Source organism: Undibacterium parvum, assembly GCF_003955735.1.
GTDB lineage: Bacteria > Pseudomonadota > Gammaproteobacteria > Burkholderiales > Burkholderiaceae_D > Undibacterium > Undibacterium parvum.
In genome coordinates this window covers 4,527,878-4,553,688 of record NZ_CP034464.1, presented here as the reverse complement: position 1 = coordinate 4,553,688, position 25,811 = coordinate 4,527,878, and the positions used below count along the sequence as shown (strand labels likewise).

22 protein-coding genes are annotated in these 25,811 nt (G+C 49.8%); 6 read left to right on the top strand and 16 right to left on the bottom strand.

The features are described 5' to 3' along the window. Positions 1-78: 78 nt before the first annotated feature. Positions 79-1,620 (bottom strand): agmatine deiminase family protein, encoded by a 1,542-nt coding sequence (locus EJN92_RS19865; protein WP_126129416.1) that lies wholly within the window; start codon positions 1,618-1,620, stop codon positions 79-81. Positions 1,621-2,029: 409 nt separating this feature from the next. Here EJN92_RS19865 and EJN92_RS19860 point away from each other — a divergent pair, with 409 nt between their 5' ends. The 3 genes from EJN92_RS19860 (at position 2,030) to EJN92_RS19850 (ending at position 5,485) form a co-directional block, all read left to right on the top strand. Next, entirely contained in the window at positions 2,030-3,148 is a 1,119-nt protein-coding gene (locus EJN92_RS19860) for an agmatine deiminase family protein (protein WP_170174925.1), read from the top strand. A gap of 79 nt (positions 3,149-3,227) precedes the next feature. After that, complete coding sequence (locus tag EJN92_RS19855; RefSeq protein WP_126129414.1) at positions 3,228-4,577, top strand: MATE family efflux transporter; 1,350 nt, start codon at positions 3,228-3,230, stop codon at positions 4,575-4,577. Positions 4,578-4,633: 56 nt separating this feature from the next. Then, entirely contained in the window at positions 4,634-5,485 is an 852-nt protein-coding gene (locus EJN92_RS19850) for a dienelactone hydrolase family protein (protein ID WP_126129413.1), read from the top strand. Between the two features lie 31 nt (positions 5,486-5,516). Here EJN92_RS19850 and tatA read toward each other — a convergent pair whose 3' ends face one another. The 14 genes from tatA to EJN92_RS19780 all read right to left on the bottom strand — a co-directional run bounded on the left by tatA (position 5,517) and on the right by EJN92_RS19780 (position 19,421). Further along, positions 5,517-5,729 (bottom strand): Sec-independent protein translocase subunit TatA, encoded by a 213-nt coding sequence (tatA, locus tag EJN92_RS19845; protein WP_126129412.1) that lies wholly within the window; start codon positions 5,727-5,729, stop codon positions 5,517-5,519. Between the two features lie 82 nt (positions 5,730-5,811). Further along, positions 5,812-6,528, bottom strand: a complete 717-nt coding sequence (locus EJN92_RS19840; protein WP_126129411.1) for a type 1 glutamine amidotransferase — start codon at positions 6,526-6,528, stop codon at positions 5,812-5,814. Positions 6,529-6,609: 81 nt separating this feature from the next. Further along, positions 6,610-7,929, bottom strand: coding sequence for an NAD(P)/FAD-dependent oxidoreductase (locus EJN92_RS19835; protein ID WP_126129410.1), 1,320 nt, complete (start codon positions 7,927-7,929; stop codon positions 6,610-6,612). A gap of 138 nt (positions 7,930-8,067) precedes the next feature. Then, positions 8,068-8,913: a gamma-glutamyl-gamma-aminobutyrate hydrolase family protein gene (locus EJN92_RS19830; RefSeq protein ID WP_126129409.1), complete on the bottom strand. Its 846-nt coding sequence runs from the start codon at positions 8,911-8,913 to the stop codon at positions 8,068-8,070. Between the two features lie 135 nt (positions 8,914-9,048). Then, a complete protein-coding gene (locus EJN92_RS19825; protein ID WP_126129408.1) occupies positions 9,049-10,197 on the bottom strand; it encodes an agmatine deiminase family protein in 1,149 nt (382 codons plus the stop codon). Between the two features lie 587 nt (positions 10,198-10,784). Beyond that, on the bottom strand, positions 10,785-11,579 hold the full coding sequence (locus EJN92_RS19820) for a substrate-binding periplasmic protein (RefSeq protein WP_126129407.1): 795 nt from the start codon (positions 11,577-11,579) through the stop codon (positions 10,785-10,787). A 371-nt stretch (positions 11,580-11,950) separates the two neighbouring features. Next, positions 11,951-12,946 carry an agmatine deiminase family protein gene (locus EJN92_RS19815; RefSeq protein ID WP_126129406.1) on the bottom strand — a complete coding sequence of 332 codons (996 nt, stop codon included), beginning with the start codon at positions 12,944-12,946 and terminating at the stop codon, positions 11,951-11,953. Beyond that, positions 12,947-16,051, bottom strand: a complete 3,105-nt coding sequence (locus EJN92_RS19810) for a Tn3 family transposase (RefSeq protein ID WP_126129405.1) — start codon at positions 16,049-16,051, stop codon at positions 12,947-12,949. A gap of 108 nt (positions 16,052-16,159) precedes the next feature. Next, positions 16,160-16,897 carry an arsenical resistance protein ArsH gene (arsH, locus tag EJN92_RS19805; RefSeq protein WP_126129404.1) on the bottom strand — a complete coding sequence of 246 codons (738 nt, stop codon included), beginning with the start codon at positions 16,895-16,897 and terminating at the stop codon, positions 16,160-16,162. After that, positions 16,863-17,294 carry an arsenate reductase (glutaredoxin) gene (arsC, locus tag EJN92_RS19800; protein ID WP_126129403.1) on the bottom strand — a complete coding sequence of 144 codons (432 nt, stop codon included), beginning with the start codon at positions 17,292-17,294 and terminating at the stop codon, positions 16,863-16,865. Before arsC ends, arsH begins: the two co-directional genes overlap by 35 nt. Before the next feature lie 19 nt (positions 17,295-17,313). After that, positions 17,314-18,024 (bottom strand): MIP/aquaporin family protein, encoded by a 711-nt coding sequence (locus tag EJN92_RS19795; protein ID WP_126129402.1) that lies wholly within the window; start codon positions 18,022-18,024, stop codon positions 17,314-17,316. Further along, a complete protein-coding gene (locus EJN92_RS19790; protein ID WP_126129401.1) occupies positions 18,021-18,521 on the bottom strand; it encodes an arsenate reductase ArsC in 501 nt (166 codons plus the stop codon). The genes EJN92_RS19795 and EJN92_RS19790 overlap by 4 nt, the downstream gene beginning before the upstream one ends. A 44-nt stretch (positions 18,522-18,565) precedes the next feature. Then, a complete protein-coding gene (locus tag EJN92_RS19785; RefSeq protein ID WP_126129400.1) occupies positions 18,566-19,045 on the bottom strand; it encodes an arsenate reductase ArsC in 480 nt (159 codons plus the stop codon). Between the two features lie 34 nt (positions 19,046-19,079). Beyond that, positions 19,080-19,421: an ArsR/SmtB family transcription factor gene (locus tag EJN92_RS19780; RefSeq protein ID WP_126129399.1), complete on the bottom strand. Its 342-nt coding sequence runs from the start codon at positions 19,419-19,421 to the stop codon at positions 19,080-19,082. A gap of 354 nt (positions 19,422-19,775) precedes the next feature. Between EJN92_RS19780 and EJN92_RS19775 the strand changes: the two genes are divergently transcribed. Both EJN92_RS19775 and EJN92_RS19770 read left to right on the top strand, forming a co-directional pair. Next, positions 19,776-20,648, top strand: a complete 873-nt coding sequence (locus tag EJN92_RS19775) for an undecaprenyl-diphosphate phosphatase (RefSeq protein WP_126129398.1) — start codon at positions 19,776-19,778, stop codon at positions 20,646-20,648. Positions 20,649-20,817: 169 nt separating this feature from the next. After that, the gene (locus EJN92_RS19770) at positions 20,818-22,746 is read left to right on the top strand and encodes a cytochrome c/FTR1 family iron permease (protein WP_126129397.1); all 1,929 of its coding nucleotides are present in this window, start codon (positions 20,818-20,820) and stop codon (positions 22,744-22,746) included. A gap of 34 nt (positions 22,747-22,780) precedes the next feature. Here EJN92_RS19770 and cadR read toward each other — a convergent pair whose 3' ends face one another. Continuing rightward, positions 22,781-23,227, bottom strand: coding sequence for a Cd(II)/Pb(II)-responsive transcriptional regulator (cadR, locus tag EJN92_RS19765; protein ID WP_126129396.1), 447 nt, complete (start codon positions 23,225-23,227; stop codon positions 22,781-22,783). Positions 23,228-23,450: 223 nt separating this feature from the next. On the opposite strand from cadR, the gene EJN92_RS19760 reads away from it, so the two are divergent. After that, the gene (locus EJN92_RS19760; protein WP_265415627.1) at positions 23,451-25,775 is read left to right on the top strand and encodes a heavy metal translocating P-type ATPase; all 2,325 of its coding nucleotides are present in this window, start codon (positions 23,451-23,453) and stop codon (positions 25,773-25,775) included. Positions 25,776-25,811 lie beyond the last annotated feature (36 nt).

The following is a 25,811-nucleotide window of genomic DNA, read 5'->3' as shown; positions in this document are numbered from 1 at the left end:
AAACGCAGATGGAAAAAATTAGGAGCCAGATAGACCAAACATGCGATGTCTATCTGGCTCCTGAGGCTAAATAAGTGATTAGCTAATTTGTTGCTGGGTCGCGCAGTGTATGGTGCCACCGCCATTGCCGACACCGTCGGTGGCGATCTGGATCACGATGCGATCAGGATAGGCCGCCTGAATTTTATCAAAAGCGATCTTATCGGCAGCAACATCGCCAAATTGTCCCATCAAGATACACGAGTTTGCTTCGTAATAGCCGACATATCCTGCCGCAAAGGTGTCATCGAAATTCTTCCTTTCTGTCATGGATATACCAGGATTGCGGGCCGCAATCGCAGTTTTGACTGAAGCCAAAGGCGTAGGCAGCTCGATTAAATTGAGCGTCGCGCTGGCCGAGCCTAAATAAGCTAATTTATCGGCAGCACTCCAACTCGCCACTTGGGCTTGATAGGCGACTAGCGCATCTTTATTTTTGCCATCGGTACTCTTGCTCTTGCCGTCCAGACTGAGGCCGCCATCCCAATTGAAAAATAGCGTGTTGTCATTCGAGAAGCGCGCATAAAAATCGACGTGTCCATCGGTCACTTCCTGGGCTTTCACACCGGGTATCCAAATCACCTTGGAGACGCCCATCACGCGTTTTATTTCCGCCTCAAAATCGGCCTTGGTTTTTCCCGGATTGCGGTTATTGTTAATGATGCAGCTTTCAGCGACCACCGCCATGCCTAGGCCATTGACTTCGATCGCACCGCCTTCCATCGTCAACCAGGTCGATAAAGAGGAAATGCCGAGTTTGGAAGTGATGAATGCCGCCGTGGTTTTGTCGCCGTCTATATCTTGATCACGCACACCATTGGTGGCCTTCAAAGGATCTTTGACCCAGCCGCTTAAGCCGGTGCGCGGCTTCTCTTGGCCCCAACCATTAAAATTAAAGTCTATGCCGTAAACTTTGCCATCGCTGCCCTTGCTAAACACAGGTGCCGCATCACGCGTCCATAAATCGTTGACGCCCTGATTAGGATTGACTTTATTGTCGGTTTTGACGATCAGTTCGATACGGCTACGATTCATCGCTGGCAGCGCTACCCCATTGCTGAAAATTTTGCCGTCACTAGTGATCGTTTTACTCGGGTTTAAGCTGTTCTGTGTTCCCGTCCCTGCCAAAACTTTATCCAATAATGCGTTTGCCTCGGCCTTGTCGGCGTCATTTGCCACCAGCATTTTTACGGGTTCAAAGCGCGACAATTGCGCGGCAATACGCATCAGGTCTTCGCGTGCAAGCACTCGACTGTTGTTCAGGTCGCGCTCTTCGGCAGTGCCGACGCCATTGCCCCAGGCTGAGACACTGGCACCATAAGCCATCCAGGTCGCAGCATGGATTGCACCTTCTTTTGGCGCCATAAAACTGACACTAGGCAAGGGTGGTTGTGGCGTAGGCGGGGTTGGCGGCGACGGCGGAGTTACTGGGCTGGCGGCAGCTTCGCTACCGCCACCACACGCCGCTAATGGAAGGATCAGGCTAGTCGCAAACAGGGTAGTGGCCGACTGCATAAAACGACGACGTCGCATCGCTACTATTTCAATAGGGGAGATGCTCGCAGATATTTTTTTTGACATTTTTACTACTCCTGAAAAATTCTAAAGGCTGTTGCCAGAAACTCGCTAGAAAAGCTTTGATGTGAAAGCCAGAGCTCGATTGCTGAGCCATGTTAAAGAAGCTGAGCTAAAACAAAAAGTGATGTTTTCCACTGAACTTGATTCATTTTTCTCATATCTTTGGTATTTTACCTATATGTTTCTGGTGAATTCACATCGCGTGGCTACTGGGTATTTGCTTCCTGAGTAATGATGAGTTTTTTACATGTATAAGCGCAAAATATGTCAAGTATGCAACATATTATTTGCCTTATGCTTATTAGCAGCGTGACGCTTCTAGCTATGCCTACTATCGCCACTCCTCGCAGGCAAGGCTAGCTGTCTGACATGTCACTATCACCGCAAAATCAAACCCACCAGGAGAATAATGATGAACCTGCGAGACTTGCAACGCAAGCGGCGATTTTTATCGCAACTCGCGCTTGGCCTTGGCGGCGTAAGCCTGGGCGCAATACTAGGCAAGGCCAGCGCAGCGCAAGTCTGCGCTGTTCCGGGTGAGGAAATGCCGCAAAGACGTGTCTGGATGACTTGGCCGACGAATGCTGTGCTGTGGCGAAAATCCTTACCGCAATTACAAAACGAGCCCGCCAGCCTGGCGCGCACCATCGCCAAATATCAGCCTCTCAGCATGATTAGCGACACTGAGGAAAATGCCAAAAACGCCTTGGATAAAATCGGTAGCACTCGCTACCCGGTGACGATGATTAACTCGATACCGAACGACGATTTTTGGTTGCGCGACAATGGACCGATTTTTCGCAAAAGCGCAGGCGGCGCGCTCGATTGCATCGATCTCAATTTCAATGGTTGGGGTGGCAAACAAATCGCACAAAAAGATACGCAAGTGGCACAAAAAATCGCCGCTCATTTAGGCATACCCATCACCAAAGCGGGCATCGTTGGCGAAGGGGGCGGCATACTGCAAGACGGTGAAGGAACTTTGATCGCAACCGAGAGTTGCTGGGTCAATGATAATCGCAATCCGGGTAAATCCAGGGATCAAATAGAGGCCGAATTGCTGCGCTTGTTCGGTGCTCAAAAAATGATCTGGTGCAAAGGTATACGTGGAGGGGATATTACTGATATGCATATTGATGCCAGCATCCAATTTGTCGCGCCAGGCAAACTGCTGATGCACAGACCGCCCGAACTTGCGAACGATATCTGGGCGCAAGAGGCGCGTGCCATGCATAAAATCATGTCCGCAAGCACCGATGCAAACGGGCGAAAATTTGAGATTACCCTGATCGATGAACCGGTCAAATTGCGCTCAAAAAATCCACAAATTTTACGTTTTTATATTAATTATCTGGCAGTGAATGGTGCCATCATTTCGGTTAATTTCGGCGATGAAAAAAACGATGCATCGGCCAAAGAGACTTTTCAAAAATTGTATCCGGGACGTGTCATTGAAATGCTGGAACTCGATCACCTATACGCAGGTGGCGGCGGCATACATTGCGTCACCCAACAACAGCCACTCGCTTAGCTATGTATCCACAGAAAATATCCGTCCCAGTGCTGTCGCTGCAATTTGTGTCTTGCCGTAAGCCTTTGATGAGCCCTGTATGCAAACTTTAGATTTAGGTCAGGCGCCAACTGGGCGTTTGTTGTGGCAGACCGCCTTGCCCTCGGTGGTCTCTTTGCTGTTGGTGGCGCTTTACCACAGCATAGACCGTATCTTTGTCGGGCATTACGTGGGTACGGTCGGCTTGGCGGCGGTCACTGTGGCTTTGCCGCTGATGCTGTTAGGCTTTGCTGGCACCATGATGGCGCAGGCTGGCGGCTCCAGCCTGATGGGGCGCTTGCTCGGTAGCGCAGATGCGCCAGCGGCGACCCGCGCCTTGGGCCAAACTTTGTTGCTTGCTTTGTTGATTGCGGCTCTGAGCTCAGGCTTGTGCTGGATGTTTCTGGAGCCTTTGCTATTGGCTTTTGGTGCTAGCCCAGCTAGTCTGGCTGATGCGCGCAGCTTTAGCCTGCTAATGATTGCGGCTTTTCCGATTCAAGCGGCCACGGTGGCGCTCGATTGTGGTTTGTGGGCGCAGGGGCGGCCCAAAACCGCCTTACTGGTAATCCTTTCTGGCGTACTGATGAATACCGCCCTGTGCGTTCTGTTCGTGGCGTATTGGGGTTGGGGCGTGCGGGGTTCTGCTTGGGCCACGCTATTGGGCGAAAGTTTTTCTCTGGGGCTGGTCTTGGCGATTTACAGCTGGGGTGGTGTGACGCTCAAGCTACATTGGCGCAGCCTGCGTTGGCACAGTGCGCAGTTGCGCGAAATGGTGCAAGTGGGTTTTGGCAGCGGCTTGGCTGAATTGCTGCCGGTGCTGTTACTGGTCTTGTTGACCCAAGGCATGGCGCGCTTGGCGGGCGACACTGGGGTGGCGCTGGTGGGGATTTTTGAGACCTTGTGGATGCTGACCATGATGCCGGTGTTTGGCGTGTGTCAAGCCGCAGCGGTGCTGATGAGTTTTAACCATGGCGCCGGCCAGCCAGCACGGGTGCAGCGGGTGCTATGGCAAAGCTGGGCGGCGGCCACTGGCGGGCTGTTACTGGCATGGGTGTTGCTGCAAGCCGCGCCGCAGGCCGTGCTGCAGCTATTTGCCGGGGATGCGCCGGACTTGCTGGCTTTGGGGTTACAAGCGATGCCGATTTATTTCCTGGCCTTGCCATTGGCGGCTTTGCCGAATGTCTTAGCGGCGTATTTTCGCTCGTGTGGTCAGGGCCTGCTTTCGGCCTGTGTCGGTTTAAGCCAACCTGTGTTATTTTTAATTCCGGCCTTGCTCTTGTTTCCGCATTGGTGGGGCTTGCCTGGTTTGCTCTGGGCCACGCCGGTGGCGGATAGCCTCGCCTTATTACTCAGCGCTGGTTTTTTGTGGAAGATTAGCCGCCCAGTGGCAGGGCTTAGAAGCTACTCATGAGCTTTGCCGCCGGGTATATCAATTTTGAGAACGATAAATTTTGAAAACGATAGATTTTGAAATTACACCATTACTTACTCACGCTGGTATCCGCTGTCTTTGTGTTTGGATCTTTGCCAGCCTTGGCTGCGCAAGGGCAAGAAGTCCATTTTCCTAGCGCCGATGGCAGCACCCTATTGGCTTGGCTTTTTATGCCCGAGCATGCCCCTTTGGGAACGGTCATCGCTTTGCATGGCTGTGGTGGCCTGTATGCCAGCAGCGGTGCCCGTCAAGGCGAACTCAATGCGCGTCATCAAGCCATGGCCGACATGCTGCTAGAGCAAGGCTATGCGGTGCTGTTTCCCGATAGCTTGACACCGCGCGGGGTGCGTGAACTATGTAGCCAAAAAATTGGCGCGCGCAACATAGACCAAACTGAGCGCCGCCACGACGCTTTGGCTGCGCTGGAGTGGGTCGCACGGCAAAGCTGGGCGAATCCGCGCAAGTTAGCTCTGTTGGGTTGGTCGCATGGCGGCAGCGCGGTGTTATCTGCTACCCACCAAGGACGCAAACAAGTGGCCGCTCAAGCCGCAAAGCCAGTCGTGGCGATTGCGTTTTATCCGGGCTGTAGTGCGGCCAGAAAGGCGGGCTACCAGCCGAATACGCGGCTGCTGCTCTTGTTGGGCGAAAAAGACGATTGGACCGCACCCGGGCCGTGCCAAACATTGGGGCGTGAAGTGGGCGCGCAAGTCCACGTATTCGCCGATAGTTACCATGATTTCGATAACCCGGTGGGTAGCGTCAAACTGCGCAAAGATGTGTCGAATGGGGTGTATCCAGGCGAAGGCGTGCATCCGGGAGCCAACCCGGCTGCACGCAGCCTGGCCTATGCCTTGCTACGCGCAGAACTCAAGGTCGCTTTTGAGTAGTCGGTTCTAACGGCCAACAGAAAAAAACGTTTTAACGCGGGATGTTCTGAGGGATCGGGCTAGCCGCTGCTGGCGCTTCCTTTGCGCCCTCAGTCGCACCCTCAGTCGTACCCTTTATGCCATCCTTAAAACCTTTTACCGCCTTACCAAGATCGCCGCCTATATTGCCGAGTTTTTTGGTGCCAAATACCAACATGACGATTACCAGCACGATCAACCAATGCCAGACGCTAAATGAACCCATGTTTATTCCTAATGAGAGCATGGCTCTCGTGATGATTAATCGGATAAATAGTAATACTGCGCTGCTAGTTTTGCTAGTTATCCTATCTCTTTAAGCCATCTATCCAGCGGCTATAAATATCATCGGCAATCGCCTGGCTTGCGGCAATCCGTTGCTCCAGGCTGGCGAGGATAGAGGCCGAAGACTCTACCGTTGGCAGATGGAGTAGCGCATCGATATCGGCTTTTTCTTCACTGGCCCAGTAGGCTACTTTTTTGGGTTTGACTTCGCAATGAAATTGCATGCCTAGATGTTTATCATCGATCACAAAGGCTTGATTTTGGCAGTAGTGGCTGCTGGCGATTTGTACCGCGTTTTCCGGTATAGAAAAGGTTTCGTTATGCCATTGGAAAATGTCGAAATCCATACGGCCGCCGAACCAGTCGTTGGCGGCTTTCTGACATAAGACCCGTATCGGATTCCAACCGATTTCCGTGTAGTTTGAGGCTTGTACGGTGCCACCCAAAGCCGTGCTCATTAATTGCCCACCCAAACAGTGGCCGATGACCGCGATATCAGCTAAAACAGCCTCTCTCACCAAAGCTTTTTCTTGCCGCAAAAAAGGAAAATTAATTTCGTCGTTCACGCTCATGGGACCACCCAACATGCAGTAGCCAGAATAGCCGGCGATCGACTCAGGCAAAGGCTGACCGGCCTCCATGCGACGCAGATCGTAAGGAATCGCGTGTCTGGCTAAAAAATCGACAAAATAGTCGGGTGTATCGAGTTCTACTTGCTGGACGATTAATACCGGTTTCATGGGACGTTAGCTAAAAAATGAGAATAAAAATGCAGCACCGACCCGACAGGGATAATTGGTGCTGCAGCAAAGTGTGGGTAATTAAACCCCTAAACGGTCACGCAAATCATACCAAACGGCACCCATGGCTGTCAGTGGCACGCGGAACATACGGCCGCCTGGGAAGGGGTAATGCGGCAGTGATTCAAAGGCGGAGAAGCGCTCGGCCTGGCCGCGAATGGCCTCGGCCAGCAAGCGGCCGATTAAATGGGTGAAGGTAATCCCATGCCCGGAGCAGCCTTGCGAATAATAGATATTGTCGGTTAATTTACCGACTTCTGGCATGCGCGATAAGGTCAGCAAGAAGTTACCAGTCCAGCCGTAATCGATCTTGACGTTTTTTAACTGCGGGAAGACCTTGCACATATTTGGTTTCACGATCGATTCTATATGCGATGGATCACGCGCGCCGTACACCACACCGCCGCCAAAAATCATGCGCTTGTCACCAGATAAACGGTAATAGTCGAGTAAGAAATTATTGTCTTCAACGCAGTAATCAGAAGGCATCAATTCATCGGCTAGCTTACCCAAAGGCGCCGTGGTGATGACTTGGGTGCCGCAAGGCATAGACATTTTCGCCAGCTTAGGTTCGAGATCGCCAATGTAGGCATTGCAGGCAACGATCACAAATTTTGCTTTGACTTCACCTTGCACGGTCCGTATCACCGGATTAGCACCACGCTCGATTTTAGTCACGGCGCTATGTTCGTAGATCACACCACCATTTTGTTCAAAGGCGGCGGCTTCGCCCAGTGTCAGGTTTAGAGGGTGAAAGTGTCCACCGGTTTTATCTACCAAGATGGCTTGATAGCGATCGGTATTGACGACATTTTTGATCGCGCTGGGATTGTCGATCAGCTCCAGATCTTTGTGCCCCCATTTTTCCCACAACTCTTTTTGTTCTTCTAAGGCTTTGACTTTCTTCTTCGAGAGCGCGGCGTACACACCACCTGATTTTAGGTCGCATTGAATGTCATATTTGGCGACCCGCTCACGAATGATTTGCGCGCCTTCAAACATCATCTCGGCCAAAGGTTTTGCCTTTTCTTTGCCATAACTGTTTTCTATGACGTCGATATCGCGTGAATAACTGTGGACTATCTGGCCACCATTGCGGCCGGAGGCGCCCCAGCCGACTTTCGCCTGTTCCAGTATCACCACCTTAAAACCAGCCTCAGCCAGATGCAGACCTGCGCTTAAGCCGGTATAGCCAGCGCCGATGATACAGACGTCGGCCTCAACCGCACCGCGCAAGGATGGCCGCTCGGGTGATGCGTTGGCGGAAGCTGCGTAATAAGAGGGTGCATGCGCAGTGGCAGCATCTGTGGCATTGCTGTGATTGGAATTCGTGTTACTCATGGTCTTGCCTTCCTGTGATCTTGGGCGCTACTGCCGACAGACCTAAATTCTTGACGTCTGCCAGCAGCGGCAGTTTTTGTGGCGCGTAGCGAAACACGGCGCGGCCACAAGGAAATTTTTTTACTTGATTGCTGAAGCTTAGGCGGCCAAACCGATTTTTGATTCTTTCGGTAGGATCTCGTCAGAGCTACCTGATTTTTGGCTTTGTGCCACCCGCAGCCGGCAGGCATCACCAAAGGCTTCAAATATGCGTATCGAATGGGGATTTTGTGCCGCTTGCCATTCCGGATGCCATTGCACGCCCAAAGTGAATTGCGGCAGGTCGGGCAGATGCACGGCCTCGACCAAGCCATCTTCTGCATGCGCCAATGCTGCTACGCCATGCCCCAAGATATTCAGACCTTGCCCATGCAGGGAATTCACCGCAATCTCTGTGCTCTGCAGTAATTCAGAGAACCAGGTGTCGGCCACCAGCTTAACTTGATGGACGTCCGCATATTGCTGCGCGACCGGTGCGGTGCTGTCCTCCCGGTGATCCAGCATGGCCGGCAGGGTATACAATTTTTGATGCAAATTGCCACCGCGCGCGATGTTCAGCTCTTGCATGCCACGGCAAATTCCCAGAAAAGGCAGACCCATTTCCAGTGCAGCTTTGATCAAGGGAAGGTCAAAATCATCACGTCCCTGATCCTGAGTTTTTTCTGGAGTGAGGTTTTCTTGATGGTAGTGGACAGGATCGATATTGCTGCCTGCACCGCTGAGGTAGATGCCATCGACCATAGAGAGGTAAAGTTTGAGATCATCCGCACCGAAACAGGTGGGGGCGAGCACCGGCACGCAGCCAGCATGCTCGACCAAGGGGCGCATATATTTGACCGTCATGACTTGGTAATCGTGCTCATTGCGCATCTGTGCGCCCATGGACATCAAGACTATCGGTTTGCGTGGCAGCTGATTAGGCTTGCTAGAATTCTTATTCGACATAGTTGGCTTTGCTGCAGAACGCCGCGACGACAGCGCGGCACCTGCAAAAACTTCAAAAAGAGATAAAACATGAGCATTTGAAACTAGCCAGCAGCTGAACGCTGCTGGCCCTACAACACGGAAACTATGAGCGCTTTAGGCGATCGGTTCTTGTTGGGTAGAACAATGCACGCCGCCGCCCCCGTTATACAAACGATCCAGATTTAACATCTCAATAGTGCGACCCGGGAAAGCCGTCTGGAAGGCCGCCTTGGCAGCTGCATCGCCTGCTACATCGCCAAATTGGGCAGTAATGACGGCGCCATTGCAGACGTAATAATTCATGTAAGAATTTAAAAAATCAGGCGAAGTAACCCGTGTCGTGGCGGGTGGATTGATTTTGATCACTTGTAATTTCCGGCCTTTGGCATCTGTGGCGGCCGACAAAATAGCAAATTGCGAACGTGAATCCGCACCCCAGACCGAGGTGTCGGATGCCGGTGCAACCTGCACCATGACCACGCCTGGACGCACGAAGCGGCTAGTCGCGTCGATATGATCATCGGTAATATCCTGGCCGGCGATACCTTTGACCCAAATGACCTTGCTTGCGCCATACGCTGCCATCATTGCGGTTTCTAATTGCGCCTTGGTTTTACCCGAGTTGCGATTGGCGTTGATGATACTGCTCTCGGTGGCAATCAGGGTACCTTCGCCATCTTGTTCGATTGCGCCTGGCTCAGAAGTGAAGCTAGCGGTGCTGAATGGAACACCCGCTTTGGCGGCAATTCTGCCTGCGACCAGTGAGTCTTTGGCGTGGGTTTGCTTATTGCCCCATCCATTGAAATTGAGTCCAATCGCATCATGCTTGCCAGCACCGTCAACCCTAAACAGGCAACCAGTATCACGTGCCCATAGATCATCGACCGGGATGTCGCTGACCACGGTAACGCTGGTGCCGGCTTTGGTCCTGGCATTGCTGGCGTTAGTGGCGCCATCGGCGCACAAAATGACAGGCTCATATTTGGCGATAGTCTTGGCGATCAGGGCGATATCGGCTTGTATGCCCGGTAGTAAATTGCTACCCCAGATTGCCGTGCTGGCTGGCCAGGCCATCCAGGTTCTGGCGTGCAACTTGTCTTCGCCAGGAGCCACAAAAGTGGCGCTAGGTGGCGGTGGTGGGCAAGTCTGGGCAAAGACTGTTGGCAAGCTGCTGACCAGGACCCCAGCGGCTGCGCCCATGCTAGTGAATTTTAAGAAATTGCGGCGGGAAGCATCTGCTTGCTGATTTTTGTTCTGTGACATTGTAAATTCTCCGTATGGTTTTTTATATTACAAAGCGATGTAGAAGTGATCTCAGCGTCATTTGCTCGCAATCCCTTAATTACTCGATTGCCAGTTGACGATATTCGCGCCGAAATTTATTTCCATCACCATCCTAAGGTGTAAGCGAAACTATAGAAAAGTGATGATTTAAGCTTTGATTGATCTAAAATTCTCATATCGGTGATATATGTTTAAGTTTTCCTAGTGAGCTTGCTGCTAGGAGTTCGTGGGCATGCAATATTCCATATAAAAATCGATGAAGACTGAGATGTACTTTGTTGTATTTGGCACTCAAACCGCATCAGCCTTGCTCTTTTTTTGGCTGGGTGAGCAGCTCAAACAGGGCGCACGCTGCTAATGCGTAGGCAGTCCTTTTCTGAGTATTTGGGAAAAATATCCAAGTCATCACGCAATCTACATGCGCCTCGCAGCCGTTTTTGCTGCCAGCAAGCGCATGGAATATGCGCAAAGGATTTTAGTAGTCCCCTTTTGACACTCCGAAATTGGGAAAATTTAAGGGAGGGGAGGGGAGGGGAGGGGAGGGGCGGCCCAAGCCATGCCTGGGCTCATTCCATGATGGATTTGATGCTTAGTCCATATTTTTGCAAAATCGCGATGCCTTGAGGGCTTTTTAGAAATTGTAGATAGTGCTTGTCCCAATGCGCATTGAGTTCTTTGGCACCCGCGAAATCGGGACGGAAGGCCATGTGCAAGGGTAAGCTCAGTACACAATTTGCTTCGCGAATTGCCTCTTTCATGCGCAACTTCATGAGCTGATACTCGACTGCCGGCCGCAATTCTGCGAAGTAATCAAAGCGGCCCGCCTTTAATTTGCGCATACTGAGTTCTATCGGGTTATCGGCAGCGATACTGTCGACCTTGCCATCGTTCTGATGCTGGGCGATGTAGCTCAATAGTTCAGGCCAATAAAAATAGCCGGCAATCACGCCCAGTCGTCCTTGTAAAAGCGAGGCTGTGCTTTGATAGGTCCAAGTCTCTTGCGCCCGCGTGTAAAAGCACATGCGCGGCGACATGACGGCGACACTAGACAAGGCAGCTTGCGCAAAGTGAGGGTTGTCGTCTTTGGCAGCACCGGGTATCAGATCGACCCGTCCTTCTTTAAAATACTTAAGCGCGCGTTGAAACGGTACGAATTCGTAGCGTACTTCCCAGCCTAATTGGCCGTACAGTTGCTGAGCAAATTCGTAGGCAAAGCCATTTTGCCCGGAAGCCGGATTACAGCTTAAAGGGCAGTAGTCATCGCCAGCGATGACGATGGTTTTTTTTGCTTGATCCGCTAAAGTCAACTGGGCTACCGCACTCAAGGCCAAACCACAGATGACTTGTTTCAAACGGTGCATACCAACTCCTAAGTCTATTGCAAACGATCAGGTAGATCGCGTATTAGTCTAGTTCAACTTGGATAATGAAAAACCAAACACTCGTTTTAATTCTATGAAGTCGCACAGATTATCTATTGCGCGGGTAGAAATGTGGCGCTACCCCAACGGATTGTTATGCTCAATTGCCGGGATGGGAACTTCTAAAAAACCCATACTCGGGCGCATCGCGGTGTTGCAAATCCTCGCAATACCGAAGTATTGCTCCGGTTTGCGCCTTGCGCTGCATCCCGATTACAGGGTTTTTAGAAGTTCCTGGATCGCATTGCGCAATCGCTATGCGGCCTGCAGCCTGATTTGAGGCTGCAAGCCGCATGTTTATTCGGATTTATTTAGACGATTTGCTGTTGCGTAGCGCAATGTATAGTGCCACCGCCATTGGCAACGCCATCGGTGGCGATCTGTATTACAGTGCGTTCGGGATAGGCCGCCTGCAGAATATCGTAGGCTTTTTTATCTGCCGCAGCGTCACCGAATTGCCCCATCAAGATACAGTTATTTGCTTCGTAGTAGCCGACATAACCAGCTGCAAACGTGTCATTAAAACTCTTGCGCTCCGTCATAGAAATCCCTGGGTTACGCGCTGCAATTGCGCTCAGTACTGAGCTCTTTGGGGTCGCCAATTCGAGTAAATTAAGCGTGGCATCGGCGGCGCCTAAATACTTGAGCTTGTCGGCGGCGCTCCAGCTGGCGACTTGGGCTTGATAGGCTAACAAGGCATCTTTGTTTTTGGCATCGATACTCTTATTGATCTTATCCGGCATCAGACCTCCATCCCAGTTAAACAGGATGCTGTTGTCATTGTAAAAACGCGCGTAGAAATCGACGTGGCCATCAGTGATTTCTGCCGCCTTGATACCGGGTATCCAAATCACTTTCTCTACCCCCATGATGCGCTTGATTTCAGCCTCAAAATCGGCCTTGCCCTTACCCGGGTTGCGGTTGTTATTGATGATGCAGCTTTCTGCGACCACCGCCAAGCCACGGCCATTGAGCTCGATTGCCCCACCTTCCATAGTGATCCAGGTGGCTAATTTAGGGAAGGAGAGCGTGCTATTGATAAACGCCGCGATGGTTTTATCACCGCTGATGTCCTGATCTTGTACGCCGTTGGCGGCTTTCTGAGCGTCTTTGACCCAGCCCGACAAATCAGTGCGCAGCTTTTCCTGGCCCCAGCCATTGAAGTTGAGGTCGATCCCGTAAATCTTGCCATCTGACCCTTTGCTGAACACCGGCGCCGTATCGCGTGTCCATAGATCATTCACACCTTGATTGGCTAATTGTGCCCATCCCCTCGAAAAGGTAAAAGTTTCTTGATGGCAGCAAATTTAGGCCAGCGACCCCTCATCATCCTCGTCTAGTGCGGTTTTCCAATATCCAGGTTCTGCATATCGGGCTGCCAATGCGTCCAAGTCAGGTATCGGCGTTTCTGCCGTAAAATCAAATTTTCCAATCATGTTCACGTGACGCCAAGCGACTGGCGATACGCCTCGTAAAACATTGATCGCCGCTTCGTCTCCGGTATCGCGTTTTTGATCATATACTTTGGACAATAACAAGGTATTGTAATAGATAATCGCATTGGCAATTAAGCGTGCGCATTCATTCCAGATATGCTGCTCTGCTTCAGTTTTAACGCGAAATTTTCCACCATTGACATAGGAAACCGACTTGCGAAATCGATGGTAAGCCTCGCCCCTATTCAATGCCTTTTGCACGCTTTGCCGCAAAGTTACGTCGTCTATGTAGTCAAGAATGTAAATTGTTCGACAAATGTTGTCCAGTTCCCATAGCGCTTTCTTGGTTTGATTTTGACGTGCGTAGCTGCTGAGTTTTCGAACGATTGTCGCTTGTGTGACGTCTTTCTGCGCTAACGATGCCAGGATGCGTTGAACATTGGGCCATTCAGTGATGATGATATCTTCGTATATTTTGCGCGATGGTTTGATCAGTAGATCACCATAGTCCTTAAGGTTATGAAAACCAACCAATTTTTCCATCTTTTTATGTAGATTCCGATACCGTGGCGCAAACTGATATCCGAAAGCTTTCAAAATGAAAAAATTTACTTGATTTGTTCCGTGCGTGTCTGTGGAATGCAGATCCGGTTTGATGTCCGAGGTATTGTTGTAAAGTATATCGAAAACGTAGTGACTCTCGTGTTCGTGTGTACCTATCACTTTTGCATTGATAGGTACATGGTTGGCTACAATGGTGTATCCACTGACGCCTTTATGTAGTCCAAAATATTTGGGCGAATGCCTGGAATTAACAGTATTAATTTGAGTTTCTATCCGCTGTCCATCACTGCTGGAATGCACTTCATCGCGGATTTCGAATAGGTGAAATGCCGATAAGGATGCGGTTGCATTGCTGATTACGTCATTGGATGCGTGGAGTGTTTCCTGACGTAAAAAATTACGTGCGGTATTTAAAAGTGAGGCAAAATTCAAGCCTGAAACCTCTGCCATTTTCCCTAAGCCCATATTTGTTCCCATGGCAACGATGCAGGCAAGCAGCTCCTTCGGATCAGGGTCGTGTTTCACATAGCGATCAAGTACATGCGTGAATGAATTCAAAAAGCCGGTACGCTGATGGACAAACCACAGAAGATCGGCGACACCTATACCCGGAAGTTTGCCGTAGAACGGGCTGTTGACAGGCTCCTCCTCACTTGGATAGAGTAATGCCCATTTCTTTTTTTCGCCTCGGCCACTAACCTTGATGTGTTGATTGACTGCGTCCGTAATGCGTTGATTGACTGCCTGAATTTTTGTCTCAAGCTCAACTTGAAGTTGTTCTAACGTTTGCTCTATTGGGGCAATCAGGATTGCGGCTCCGATTTCCTGCAGGATCGCATCCTTGTTCTTCCAGCGTTCTTCACTGATTAAATCATCTTCGAAGCGTCGGAACTCAACACTATCTTTGACAAATAAATTTCCGGCCTCCAATGCGTTGCGCAGTAAACGATAGAGCAGGAATTCATAGCGATCGATATCCAATGGATTTTCTTCATCACCGTCTTTGCTATCCGTGCCTTCAACAGCTGGAAAAAGATAAGGTTGCAGGGATTTGGGAATAACGTCAATAGGAAACAGTGAAGGCTTGGTTTGGCGAAGTGATTTTCCTTGCCGCAGCAGATCCTGCAAAAATTTTACTGCGTCGAGAAGCGGCGCTTCTTCAACCCTGCCAGCAAAATCGAGTACGCAAAAAAGATGCCGTATGTTGCGTTTGAATTGACGTGACAGAGATGCGTAATATGCCCATTCAAAGGCCGTCTTATCAAACTCAATATTTTGCAAATACTTTGATACAACAGGAAATTGCTCTTGTTCCAGCAAGTTGAATGCTTGCGTTTTAACTTTGGAAAACGGAGCATCTTCAGGAATGGAAGTATCAGTAAAAAGACCAAGTACCTGCCCAGCACCTTCAAGATACTCAGCCATATCCTCCATGGATTTTTGCAGCGCTTCATCGGAGGCGTGCTTGGCTTCCTTTTCGTATTGATGAACTAAGTGAACAAACGCTTCAATAAGATTGTCGTTGATTTGACGGAAGCGATGATAAGCGAAACATAATAGATACAATCGCGTTGCTGATGGTGCCATACGCCGCAATTTGTAGACCGTGTAAAACTTTACTAGAGACGCGTAGTATTTCCCGCTTTCTACCGATAACCCTGCATTTGTAAGAAACGTCCGCGCAAAATCGTGCAGTGGTTGAAAAAACTTGCGCCGGTCGACTTCCTGCTTTAGCTCTTTATTACTAAAGTCTCTCGCTTCGCGTTTTAGGGCACTAATACGGTATACATTTTCATCCGCCTGCAAAAGCGCATCGAGTTGCTCTGTCGTCTCCGATGTCAGATTTTCGGCCAATAATTTGGTTATCCGATTGCGTTCGCTAGTAACTGCACGACCGACTAGATCCTGTAAGTAGCTATAGCCAGGAGCAATAATTCGTTCGTTTTGCATATACTCCAACAGCTCGCGCAAAATGTATTGCGGCTGTGTTGATAGCATAGAGAAACGCTGGGCTTTATTTTCAAGTTCGTCTTTAATTGTCTGGTCGGCGTTCCGATAATTGAACAGCGCCAATATGATTTTTTGGTGTTCGAGTCTTGTTGGCTTGGATAAGGTTTTTAGTAAAGATGCGGCATTCTTATCTGTAAAATGACGTTTCTCCACATAGGCATAATCATCTCCGACCTGCTCCGGTTCATAAACAAAAAAACGCCGTTTGGCTTTGAAATAGCCGAGTTGCAGTGCTAAGTGGATAGCCACCGCTGCGGTATGTATGCGCTTGATTGTGTCAAGCTCAAGTATGCTGAAATCGAAGTAAAGTTTCCTATCATCATCGTTAAATTTTGGTAGATCATAAAGATCCTCTACTTCTTCGATGGACAGGATGTTAAGGCGGCGTGTATCAGAGGACATAATGGAATTGAGGGGTGACCGAGATATGCAAAATGAGGCCTAGTCCTGTAATTAGAACGTAGGCGGAAAGAGGCCAAGTAGCAATTCGCCGAGGCCCGATGATAACTCTTATATCGCTTTCTGATTGACCCGTTTGGATAACTCTGCTGCACTCTCTTTGCGCTCGCTGTAGCGGTCAACCAGATACGCTGAAGCATCCCTGGTCAGTAAAGTGAATTTCATCAACTCTTCCATGACATCCACTACACGATCATAGTAAGCCGATGGCTTCATACGACCAGCTTCGTCAAATTCCAAAAAGGCTTTCGCGACGGATGATTGATTAGGGATAGTGATCATGCGCATCCAACGACCCAAGATACGCAGTTGATTCACCGCATTGAAAGATTGCGAGCCACCGGAAACCTCCATCACAGCCAAGGTCTTGCCTTGGGTTGGACGTACTGCGCCACCCGACAAAGGAATCCAATCTATCTGCGCTTTCATAATACCGGTCATGGCACCGTGGCGTTCAGGTGAGCACCACACCATGCCTTCCGACCACGATGCCAGCTCGCGCAATTCCTTTACCTTGGGATGGTCTTCTGGTGCGCCATCGGGTAAAGGTAAGCCTTGCGGATCGAATACCTTAACTTCTCCGCCCATCGCCTCCAATAGACGTGCTGCTTCCAAGGTTAAAAGTTTACTGTAGGAGCGTTCACGTAACGAACCATACAGTAGCAAGAAGCGTGGCGCGTGCGTTGTAGGCGCTTGATGTGTCAGTTTTTCCTGATCAGGTTTCTCAAATAATGCCTGATCCAGGCTAGGGAGATTAAGATGTGTGAGCGACACGATTACCCTCCGCATCAATTACTTTTTCGCCGTCTTCTTTGGTGAATTCTTTCAGTTGCGGCAATGGCAGGATATCTAAAACAACTTCCGACGGACGACACAATTTAGTACCTACTGGCGTCACAACAATAGGACGATTGATCAGGATGGGATGCGCCATCATGAAATTAATCAAATCATCATCGCTCCATGTCGTTTCATCGAGATGTAACTCTTCGTAGGGTGTGCCTTTTTTACGCAGAACTTCGCGTACAGAGACGCCCATCGCTGCGATCAGTTCTACTAACTTTGTTCTCGAAGGAGGATGTGTCAGGTATTCAATGACTTCCAGTTCGACACCGGTATTGCGGATCAGCGCCAGAGTATTACGTGACGTGCCACATTTGGGATTGTGATAAATGGTAATGGTCATGAGCTATCTACTAACGAAATTAATGAGGTGCAAAATCACTGGGAGCCACAGTTCCGCCAACAGTGGCGTCTTTCGGTGGTGCAGGATACAACCAGCAAAAGATTAGCGTTGCCATAGCAGCACCCAGCAACTGGGCGATGATGAAGCCTGGTGCATCGATGGGACGAATGCCCGCGAAGGTATTGGTGGCTGCACGCGCCAGCGTTACAGCTGGATTGGCAAATGAGGTTGATGAGGTAAACCAATACGCTGCCGTAATATACGCCGCTACTGCAAACGGAGTGACCGCCGGACGGCTACGTGAACATCCTATGATCACGGCAATCAAACCAAAGGTGGCAACGAACTCGCTCCACCATTGCGACGTGCCAGTACGGATATGCTCGGATGCAAAAAAGACCGGATCTTGAAACATCACATGGGCAGCTGCCACACCAGCGAACGCGCCGAGAATCTGCACCAGAATATAAGGTAGCACTTCCGCGCCGGGCATATTCTTTTGCCAGGCTTCAGATAGTGTGACGACAGGATTAAAGTGTGCACCGGATATGGTGCCAAACATCAGGATCAAGGCAATCAAACCGGCGCCGGTCGCAATCGCATTGGCCAATAAAGCGAGCGCCACGTTGCCACCGGCCAGCCGCTCGGCCATGATGCCGGAACCTACTACCACCGCCAGCAAAAAGGCGGTACCTAGTCCTTCGGAAACTAAACGTCGTGCAATGGTCATGGCTTAAGCATCCCTATTTTGTCGAGTTCCAGCTTTAACGCCAGACGCTCCAGTTTCTCCATCGGCAGACACAAAAAAATATCCAGCCTGGTCTTGATTTCGCGGCAAATGCGCGCAAACGCATGGTGTCTTTCTTCTTCACTGCCTTGCACTTCAGCGGGATCTTGAAAGCCCCAGTGTGCGGTGACCGGCTGCCCTGGCCAGAATGGGCAGATTTCACCTGCAGCCTTATCGCAAACGGTAATGACAAAGTCCATATGGGGCGCATAGTCTGGCGCAAACTCGTCCCAGCTTTTGCTTCGTAGATCCGTGGAAGGATAGCCAATATGCTGGATTTGTTCAATCGCGAATGGATGCACGATACCCGTAGGATGGCTGCCCGCGCTATAGGCTTTGAAGCGGCCTTTGCCAGCGACGTTTAACATCGCCTCTGCCATGATGCTGCGAGCCGAATTGCCCGTACATAAAAACAGCACGTTATACACTTTGTCGTTCATGGAACTCTCCTGAACAGATAGGTTAATCAGATAAGCAAGAAAGCTTAGGGCATCAATTGACCGACACGATCAAGTTCCGCTTTTAGTTGCGTCATGTCGTTTTGTAGCTGGTCCAGTGGCAGTGCCAGAAAGGCTTCAATCCGTGTGCGTAAGATGCGATACGCAGTCATGAACGCCGCATCGATTTCCGCATCGGTACCAGTCACGTGTGCTGGATCTTCCACTCCCCAATGAGTGCGCAATACCGGTCCCAGGTAGGCGGGACAAGTTTCCCCTGCGGCACTGGCACAAACGGTAATCACGATGTCCGGTGTGGCAGGTAGGTTGTCCCATGATTTGCTGTAGTAACCTTCGGTAGCGATGCCTTCACGTGCCAACAAGGCAAGCGAGCGTGGGTGCACTTCACCCGTCGGTTTACTGCCCGCACTCATCGCTCTCCAGCCTGCAGGCGCCAGATGATTAAAGGTGGCTTCGCCCAAGATCGAGCGGCAAGAGTTACCGGTGCAAAGAAATAAAACGTTCATAAAACGGTCCTTGAGTAAAAATTGGAATACGTGATTATTTGGCGAGAGTGCCGACTGGCATACATTGCTGTATCTGCACAGGCGTGCACGGATTGCCGCCGCAACAGTTGTCGGTTAAAAAGCCCAGTACCGAGTTCATGGTCACGATATCGGCGGAATAGATGACAAAGCGACCGTCCTGTCTAGCAATCACTAGATCGGCATGCGACAACTCTTTAAGATGAAAGGACAAGGAAGACGGCGGTATACCCAGTTGTTCGCCTATTTTGCTGGCCGCCAAGCCTTCCGGCCCGACTTGTACCAATAGGCGAAAGACGGCGAGGCGAGATTCTTGCGCCAAGGCGGCGAGCGCGGAGAGGACTTTTTTGGTTTCCATCTATTTTTTCCATTAACAATTCATTGACTATAATTCTATAATAATGGAAATATGAAATAAATGCAAAAAAATACACACTTACTAACAAAGTTTCTCTGATGGATGACACAACAAGTTACTTGCTCTTTGAATTACTTATTGAGGCTCACTAGTGTCCGGTTAAATTGCTTTAAAAGCTGAAGAATCCAACGCGGGTTCAAATATAAATATCAGCCTCAGATACCAATCGAACTCTCGCCGATAATGTACATGGCCGCAATCAAATAAGCCTTGACTCTATATCAGCTATAGACTTTAAAATAATGCAGCGTTGATTCTACCAACGGCAATAATGCCCAATAAAAGGAGAAAATTTTGACAAATGCTTGCAGCGCCGGTCTGGATATCGGTTTCGCCTCATTGACTTACATACAGGTTGGTATTCTAGGAATCATCCAAGGTATCACTGAGCTGCTGCCTATTTCGTCTACTGCACATATGCGGGTCGTGCCAGCACTTTTGGGATGGCGCGATCCTGGCTCGGCATTTTCTGCCGCGATGCAGCTTGCCGCTCTGGCGGCAGTCATGAGTTATTTTTGGCGCGATGTCGTTGCAGTAAGCTCAGGCAGCGTAGCCGCAATTGGGCGTAGAGACTTCAACGACAGGTGGTTTCGTTTAGCGATAGCGATCATCATTGCGACGATTCCAATCTGCCTTGTAGGCGTTGCTCTTTCCTCAGTATTAAATTCGTGCGCTTCCCCTTTGCGCAGTTTACTGGTGATCGGTGTTGCTTCATTGACGATGGCAATTCTCTTGCTTGTAGCAGAAGTCACTTGTAGACATCAGCGAACTGTCGAGCAGGCCCGATTCAAGGACGCTCTACTCATCGGCATCGCCCAAATTGGCGCATTGATTCCTGGAGTATCGCGCTCGGGAGCAACGCTCACCGCCGCAATGACGCTCAATTTTAGGCGAGAAGAAGCTGCTAGGCTGTCATTCCTGTTGGGCTTACCTGCGATCGCATTGGCTGGATTAAAAGAATTGTGGGTGCTTTACCATGCGCATATTTCTGCCGAGGCATGGTCCTTGCTCGCGTTTGGCTTGCTGGTGGCGAGTGTATCGGCTTTCGTCGCTATCTGGGGATTGATGCGATTCCTGGAGCGTTTTTCGGCTTGGCCATTTATTGTTTACCGCGCTGCACTTGGTGTGTTCCTGATCGGCGCTGTACTAACTGGTTTTTTGCATTAGGCCGGAGAATTCAGCATCGTCGATGCTTGCCTAGCGTAATTCAAGCCACACAAAACAAATCTAACCATTGACTAAAATGGACAGTCAAGCAGGCTGCATCATTAATTTAAAGTATAATGATTCTCATTCCAGTACCTCAAACAGCAAGACATTTTTTGAAGTAAGCACTATGTCCATTCTACGAACTCTCTTTTTTATCCTGTTGGGTTTCCTGTACGCAGCCTCGCCCGTAGCGGCGCAAACCATGCAACAACAAGACAAGACCAAGCAAATCTGGCAATTACTGGACTATTTGGCGGTCGATTATGGTGCAGCCGTCAAAGAGGGCAAAGTCGTCAGTCATGCTGAGTATGGCGAAATGCAGGAATTTGCTTTGTCGGCAGAACGACAACTTGCAGAACTGCCAGCCGACGCAGCGCAACAGAATTTATTGCAGCAAGCGGCTCGGTTACGCAGCTTGATTGCAGATAAATCTGTGGCAACGTCGGTTTCTACACAGGCCCGTGAATTAGCAGGGGCTCTATTGGCGGCTTACCCGGTTCCAATGTCTCCATCCAGAGCACCTGATTTGGCATTGGGTGCACAGTTGTTCCAGGCACAATGTGCAAACTGCCACGGTGGCCTGGGGCGTGGCGATGGTCCGTTGGCAGCGAGTCTGAATCCACCGCCGATCGCGTTATCGGGGCATGATAGAGCCAAGGAAAGAAGTCTATTTTCTTTGCAACAGATCATATCCCAAGGTGTGAAAGGGACTGCCATGCCATCTTTTGCACAACTCACTGACGATGAACGCTGGGCTATTGCTTTCTTCGCAGCAGGTCTTCCCTACACCGATACCGACCGTGAGGCCGGCAAAAAGTTATGGAAAGACAATCCATCTTTACACGCCATTCTGCCGTCCCTTAATATCTTGAGTCAAACCTCTGAAACAGCATTATCGAAGAATTTGCCACCTGATCAGGCTTATCAGCTGATGGCGTATTTGAAGAGTAATGCACAAATCCTGGAGCAAGAAAAATCGGATTCAGTCGTGTTGTCGAAATCGCGCTTAAAGGAGAGTTTGGCGGCATTGGATAATGGAAATATTCCTGAAGCTTCCCGTTTGGCAATCTCCGCCTATCTGGATGGTTTTGAACCGGCTGAACCGGCACTAAAAGTCAAAAATATAAAGCTGTTCAACGATGTTGAAAAGACCATGGGCGATTTTCGTGCTGCGGTGACAGCGGGTAGAGCCAACGAAGCTCGTGCGATTGAACAGCAACTGACATCACAATTGAGCCAAGTGCAAACAGTCTTGCAATCGGGTAGCAGCGATCCGATCAGCACCTTGGTCAGCGCCTTAACCATATTGCTCCGCGAAGGGATTGAAGCCTTACTGGTAGTGGTGGCGATGGTTGCTTTCCTGAAAAGAGCTGAGCGTCAAGACGTGCTGCCATATGTGCATGCGGGCTGGATCGCTGCTTTGGCTGCTGGTGGGCTAACTTGGATCGCGGCGACCTATCTGGTCACGTTTAGCGGCGCAAGCCGGGAAATGACAGCAGGATATTCTTCCTTATTTGCTGCCGTAGTGTTACTCAGTGTTGGTATCTGGATGCATCAGAAGAGTCTAGCAGGTCGTTGGCAACAGTACGTTAAAGAGAAATTGTCTTCTGCATTGAACAAGCGCTCTGCCATGATGTTGTTTTTGCTTTCATTTGTCACAGTGTACCGAGAAGTGTTTGAAACCGTACTGTTTTATGCTGCCCTATGGGGCGACGGTAACGGTGGCTATTTGTTGGCAGGGTTATTGGTGGGAATCGTCATTCTGGCAGTGATTGCTGCGGTATTACTCAGAACTTCGGCCAGACTTCCAATCAGTGAATTCTTCGCTGTCAGTTCAGCATTGGTTGCCATATTGGCGTTTGTCTTAGTCGGCAAAGGTATTACTGCATTACAGGAGGCTGGCGTGATCAACGTGACACCGATTCCGGTGCCACGCATCGACTTTCTCGGCATTTATCCGTCGATGCAAAGCATCGCATCGCAAGTTGCAATACTGGCTATCATTGTCGTCAGTTTTATGTTGAATCAACGTCTTGGTACAAAGCGTATAGGATAAATGCGTTATTTCACTGGAGAATACGGTGGCTTCTTTAATGGCAGCCGCCGCCATGGCTACCGAGATTTGTTGCCTCGAATCCTTCTGTTGTCGCCAGATTTTGCAATATCCCACAGTCTTTGCCAGCCTCGGACGTCTGACAAAGGCTGCGTAAGTTTTTTAATTGTTTTTCTAACGCCTTGAGCTCTTTAATGCGATCGGCGACATGACCGATATGCTTGTCTAGCAAGAGATTCACTTCAGAGCAATTGTCTTGCGGTGCGTCCCTGAATTTCAATAAATCGCGTATTTCATCCAAGGTCATATCAAGTGAACGACAATGCCGGATGAATTGCAAACGTTCTGCGTGCCCTTCGCCATACAACCTAAAATTACCACGCGAACGTACAGTCTGCGGCAATAAACCTTCTTTTTCATAGAAACGGATAGTTTCTACCAAACAGCCTGAACGTTTTGCCAGTTCACCAATTTTCAGTTCCATCGTTGTCCTTCATTATTAAATAAATAGTGCTTGACTCTGTACCTGCTACAGGGTGTTAAATGTCAACTATACACCTAGAGGAGCATTCATGACGACACCACACAAAGACCAGGCTAAGCATGCTTGTTGTGATCATAAGCAGGTAGAATCCACACAAAGCATCGCTGCGTATGTTGCGTCGGCTTTAAATGAAGTTTGCGTCTTGACTCTTCGTATCGATAAAATGGATTGTCCAACCGAAGAATCACTGATTCGCAATAAGCTTGAAAAGATGGAAGGAGTCAGCAGTCTCGACTTCAATTTATTGAAGCGACGCTTAACCGTGCACCATACCCTCGCTGATGCCTCCACTATTGTCGCTGCAGTCGCGGCATTGGACATGTCTCCCGTAGTCGAGCAAGCGGCGCCAACGGCAGACGGTACGTCAACTGTCATGTACACCATACAAAACATGGATTGTCCGACCGAAGAAGCGCTCATCCGCAACAAATTATCCAAGATGCCAGGTATCCAAAAATTGGATTTTAACTTAATGCAACGCAAACTCACGGTCACGCATACGCTAGGCAAGGCCGATGTTATTCAACAAGCCTTGATCGCCATTGATATGCAAGCGGTTCCCGTTGAGGCCGTACCTGGACAGTCGCTATCGTCAAACGCAGCTCCCTCGTTGAACTCCGCAAAAAAATGGTGGCTATTAGCGTCGGGGGCAATTGCCGCCATACTCGCTGAAGTCATTGCCTGGAACACCGGCTCAGACAAATCCTGGCCAGTCATAGCATTCTCGCTTTTTGCCATTGCGGTGAGCGGTACCAGCACCTACAAAAAGGGCTGGATCGCGCTCAAAAATTTCAATCTCAACATCAATGCCTTGATGACGATCGCAGTGAGTGGCGCCGTGATCATCGGGCAATGGCCGGAAGCGGCCATGGTGATGGTGTTATTTACTTTGTCGGAGACGATAGAGGCGATGAGCTTGGATCGCGCCCGCAATGCGATTCGCGGACTAATGGCGATGACGCCCGAAAAAGCCAGTGTGTTGCAAGACGATGGTAGCTGGAAAGATATCGAAGCAACTTCCATTGTTATAGGTGCTATCGCACGCGTAGCGCCAGGTGAACGCATCCCCTTAGATGGCGAACTCACCAAAGGACAATCGTCGATTAATCAGGCGCCGATTACAGGCGAGAGTATCCCTGTCGCCAAAGCAGTAGGCGATAAAGTATTCGCCGGTACTGTCAATGAGACTGGCTCATTTGAATACAAGGTGACAGCAATACAAACCAACTCAACCTTGTCGCGCATCATCCATGCGGTTGAAGAAGCTCAAGGAAGCCGCGCGCCTACCCAGCGTTTCGTCGATAGTTTCGCAAAAATTTACACCCCCATCGTATTTCTGTTGGCCTTAGGCGTCATGCTCGTCCCACCGCTTGTATTAGGACTTCCCTGGATGGTATGGATTTACAAAGCATTAGTCTTATTGGTGATCGCCTGTCCCTGCGCACTGGTGGTATCAACTCCGGTGACCGTGGTGAGTGGCTTAGCGGCTGCTGCCAAGGCCGGTATTTTGATTAAGGGTGGCGTCTATCTGGAAGAAGGCCGTAAGCTAAAATCCATTGCCTTAGATAAAACTGGAACGATTACTCAAGGTAAGCCTGTCGTGACCGAATTGGTTGCACTGAATGGCGAGAAAAGTAAAAGCTTGCACCTTGCAGCAAGTCTGGCCGGACGATCGGATCATCCGGTATCGGGTGCACTCAGCACGTACTGGAAAACGCAGCCAGCCACCGACGGTCTATTAGAAGTGAGCGATTTTGAAGCACTTACTGGACGAGGTGTCAAAGGTAAAATCAATGGGCAATGGTATTACTTGGGTAACCATCGTCTGATTGAAGAATTAAAAATCTGCACCCCAGAAACAGAAACGGCCTTAAATCGACTCGAAGCGGATGGTAAAACCGTCGTCATTATCAGCGATGACAAGACGCCTTTATTACTCGTGGCTGTCGCCGATACCGTAAGGGAAAGCAGTCGCCAAGCCATCTTGGAATTGCATGAGCTCGGTATCCGAACCGTTATGCTGACCGGCGACAATGAGCTCACCGCCAAGGCGATCGCTAACAGCGTCGGTATCGACGATGCCAGGGGCAATTTACTGCCAGAAGATAAATTGGCGGTCATTAACGATGAACTCAGCAAACACGGCACAGTCGGCATGGTGGGTGACGGCATTAATGACGCGCCAGCACTGGCAAAATCGAGTATAGGATTTGCGATGGGCGCAGCTGGTACAGACACTGCGCTAGAAACTGCCGACGTCGCTTTGATGGATGACGATTTGCGTAAAATTCCGCAGTTCATTCGTCTGAGTCAACGTGCAGCAGCTATCTTGAAACAAAATATTGCCCTGGCCTTGGGCATCAAACTGATATTCTTGGTCATGGCAGTGATAGGTATCGCCACACTGTGGATGGCAGTATTCGCCGATATGGGTGCAAGTTTGCTTGTGGTATTTAATGGTTTGCGCCTAGTAGGTAAATTGAAATGAGTATGTCGGCCACTTTCCTTATACCGACTTCATTAT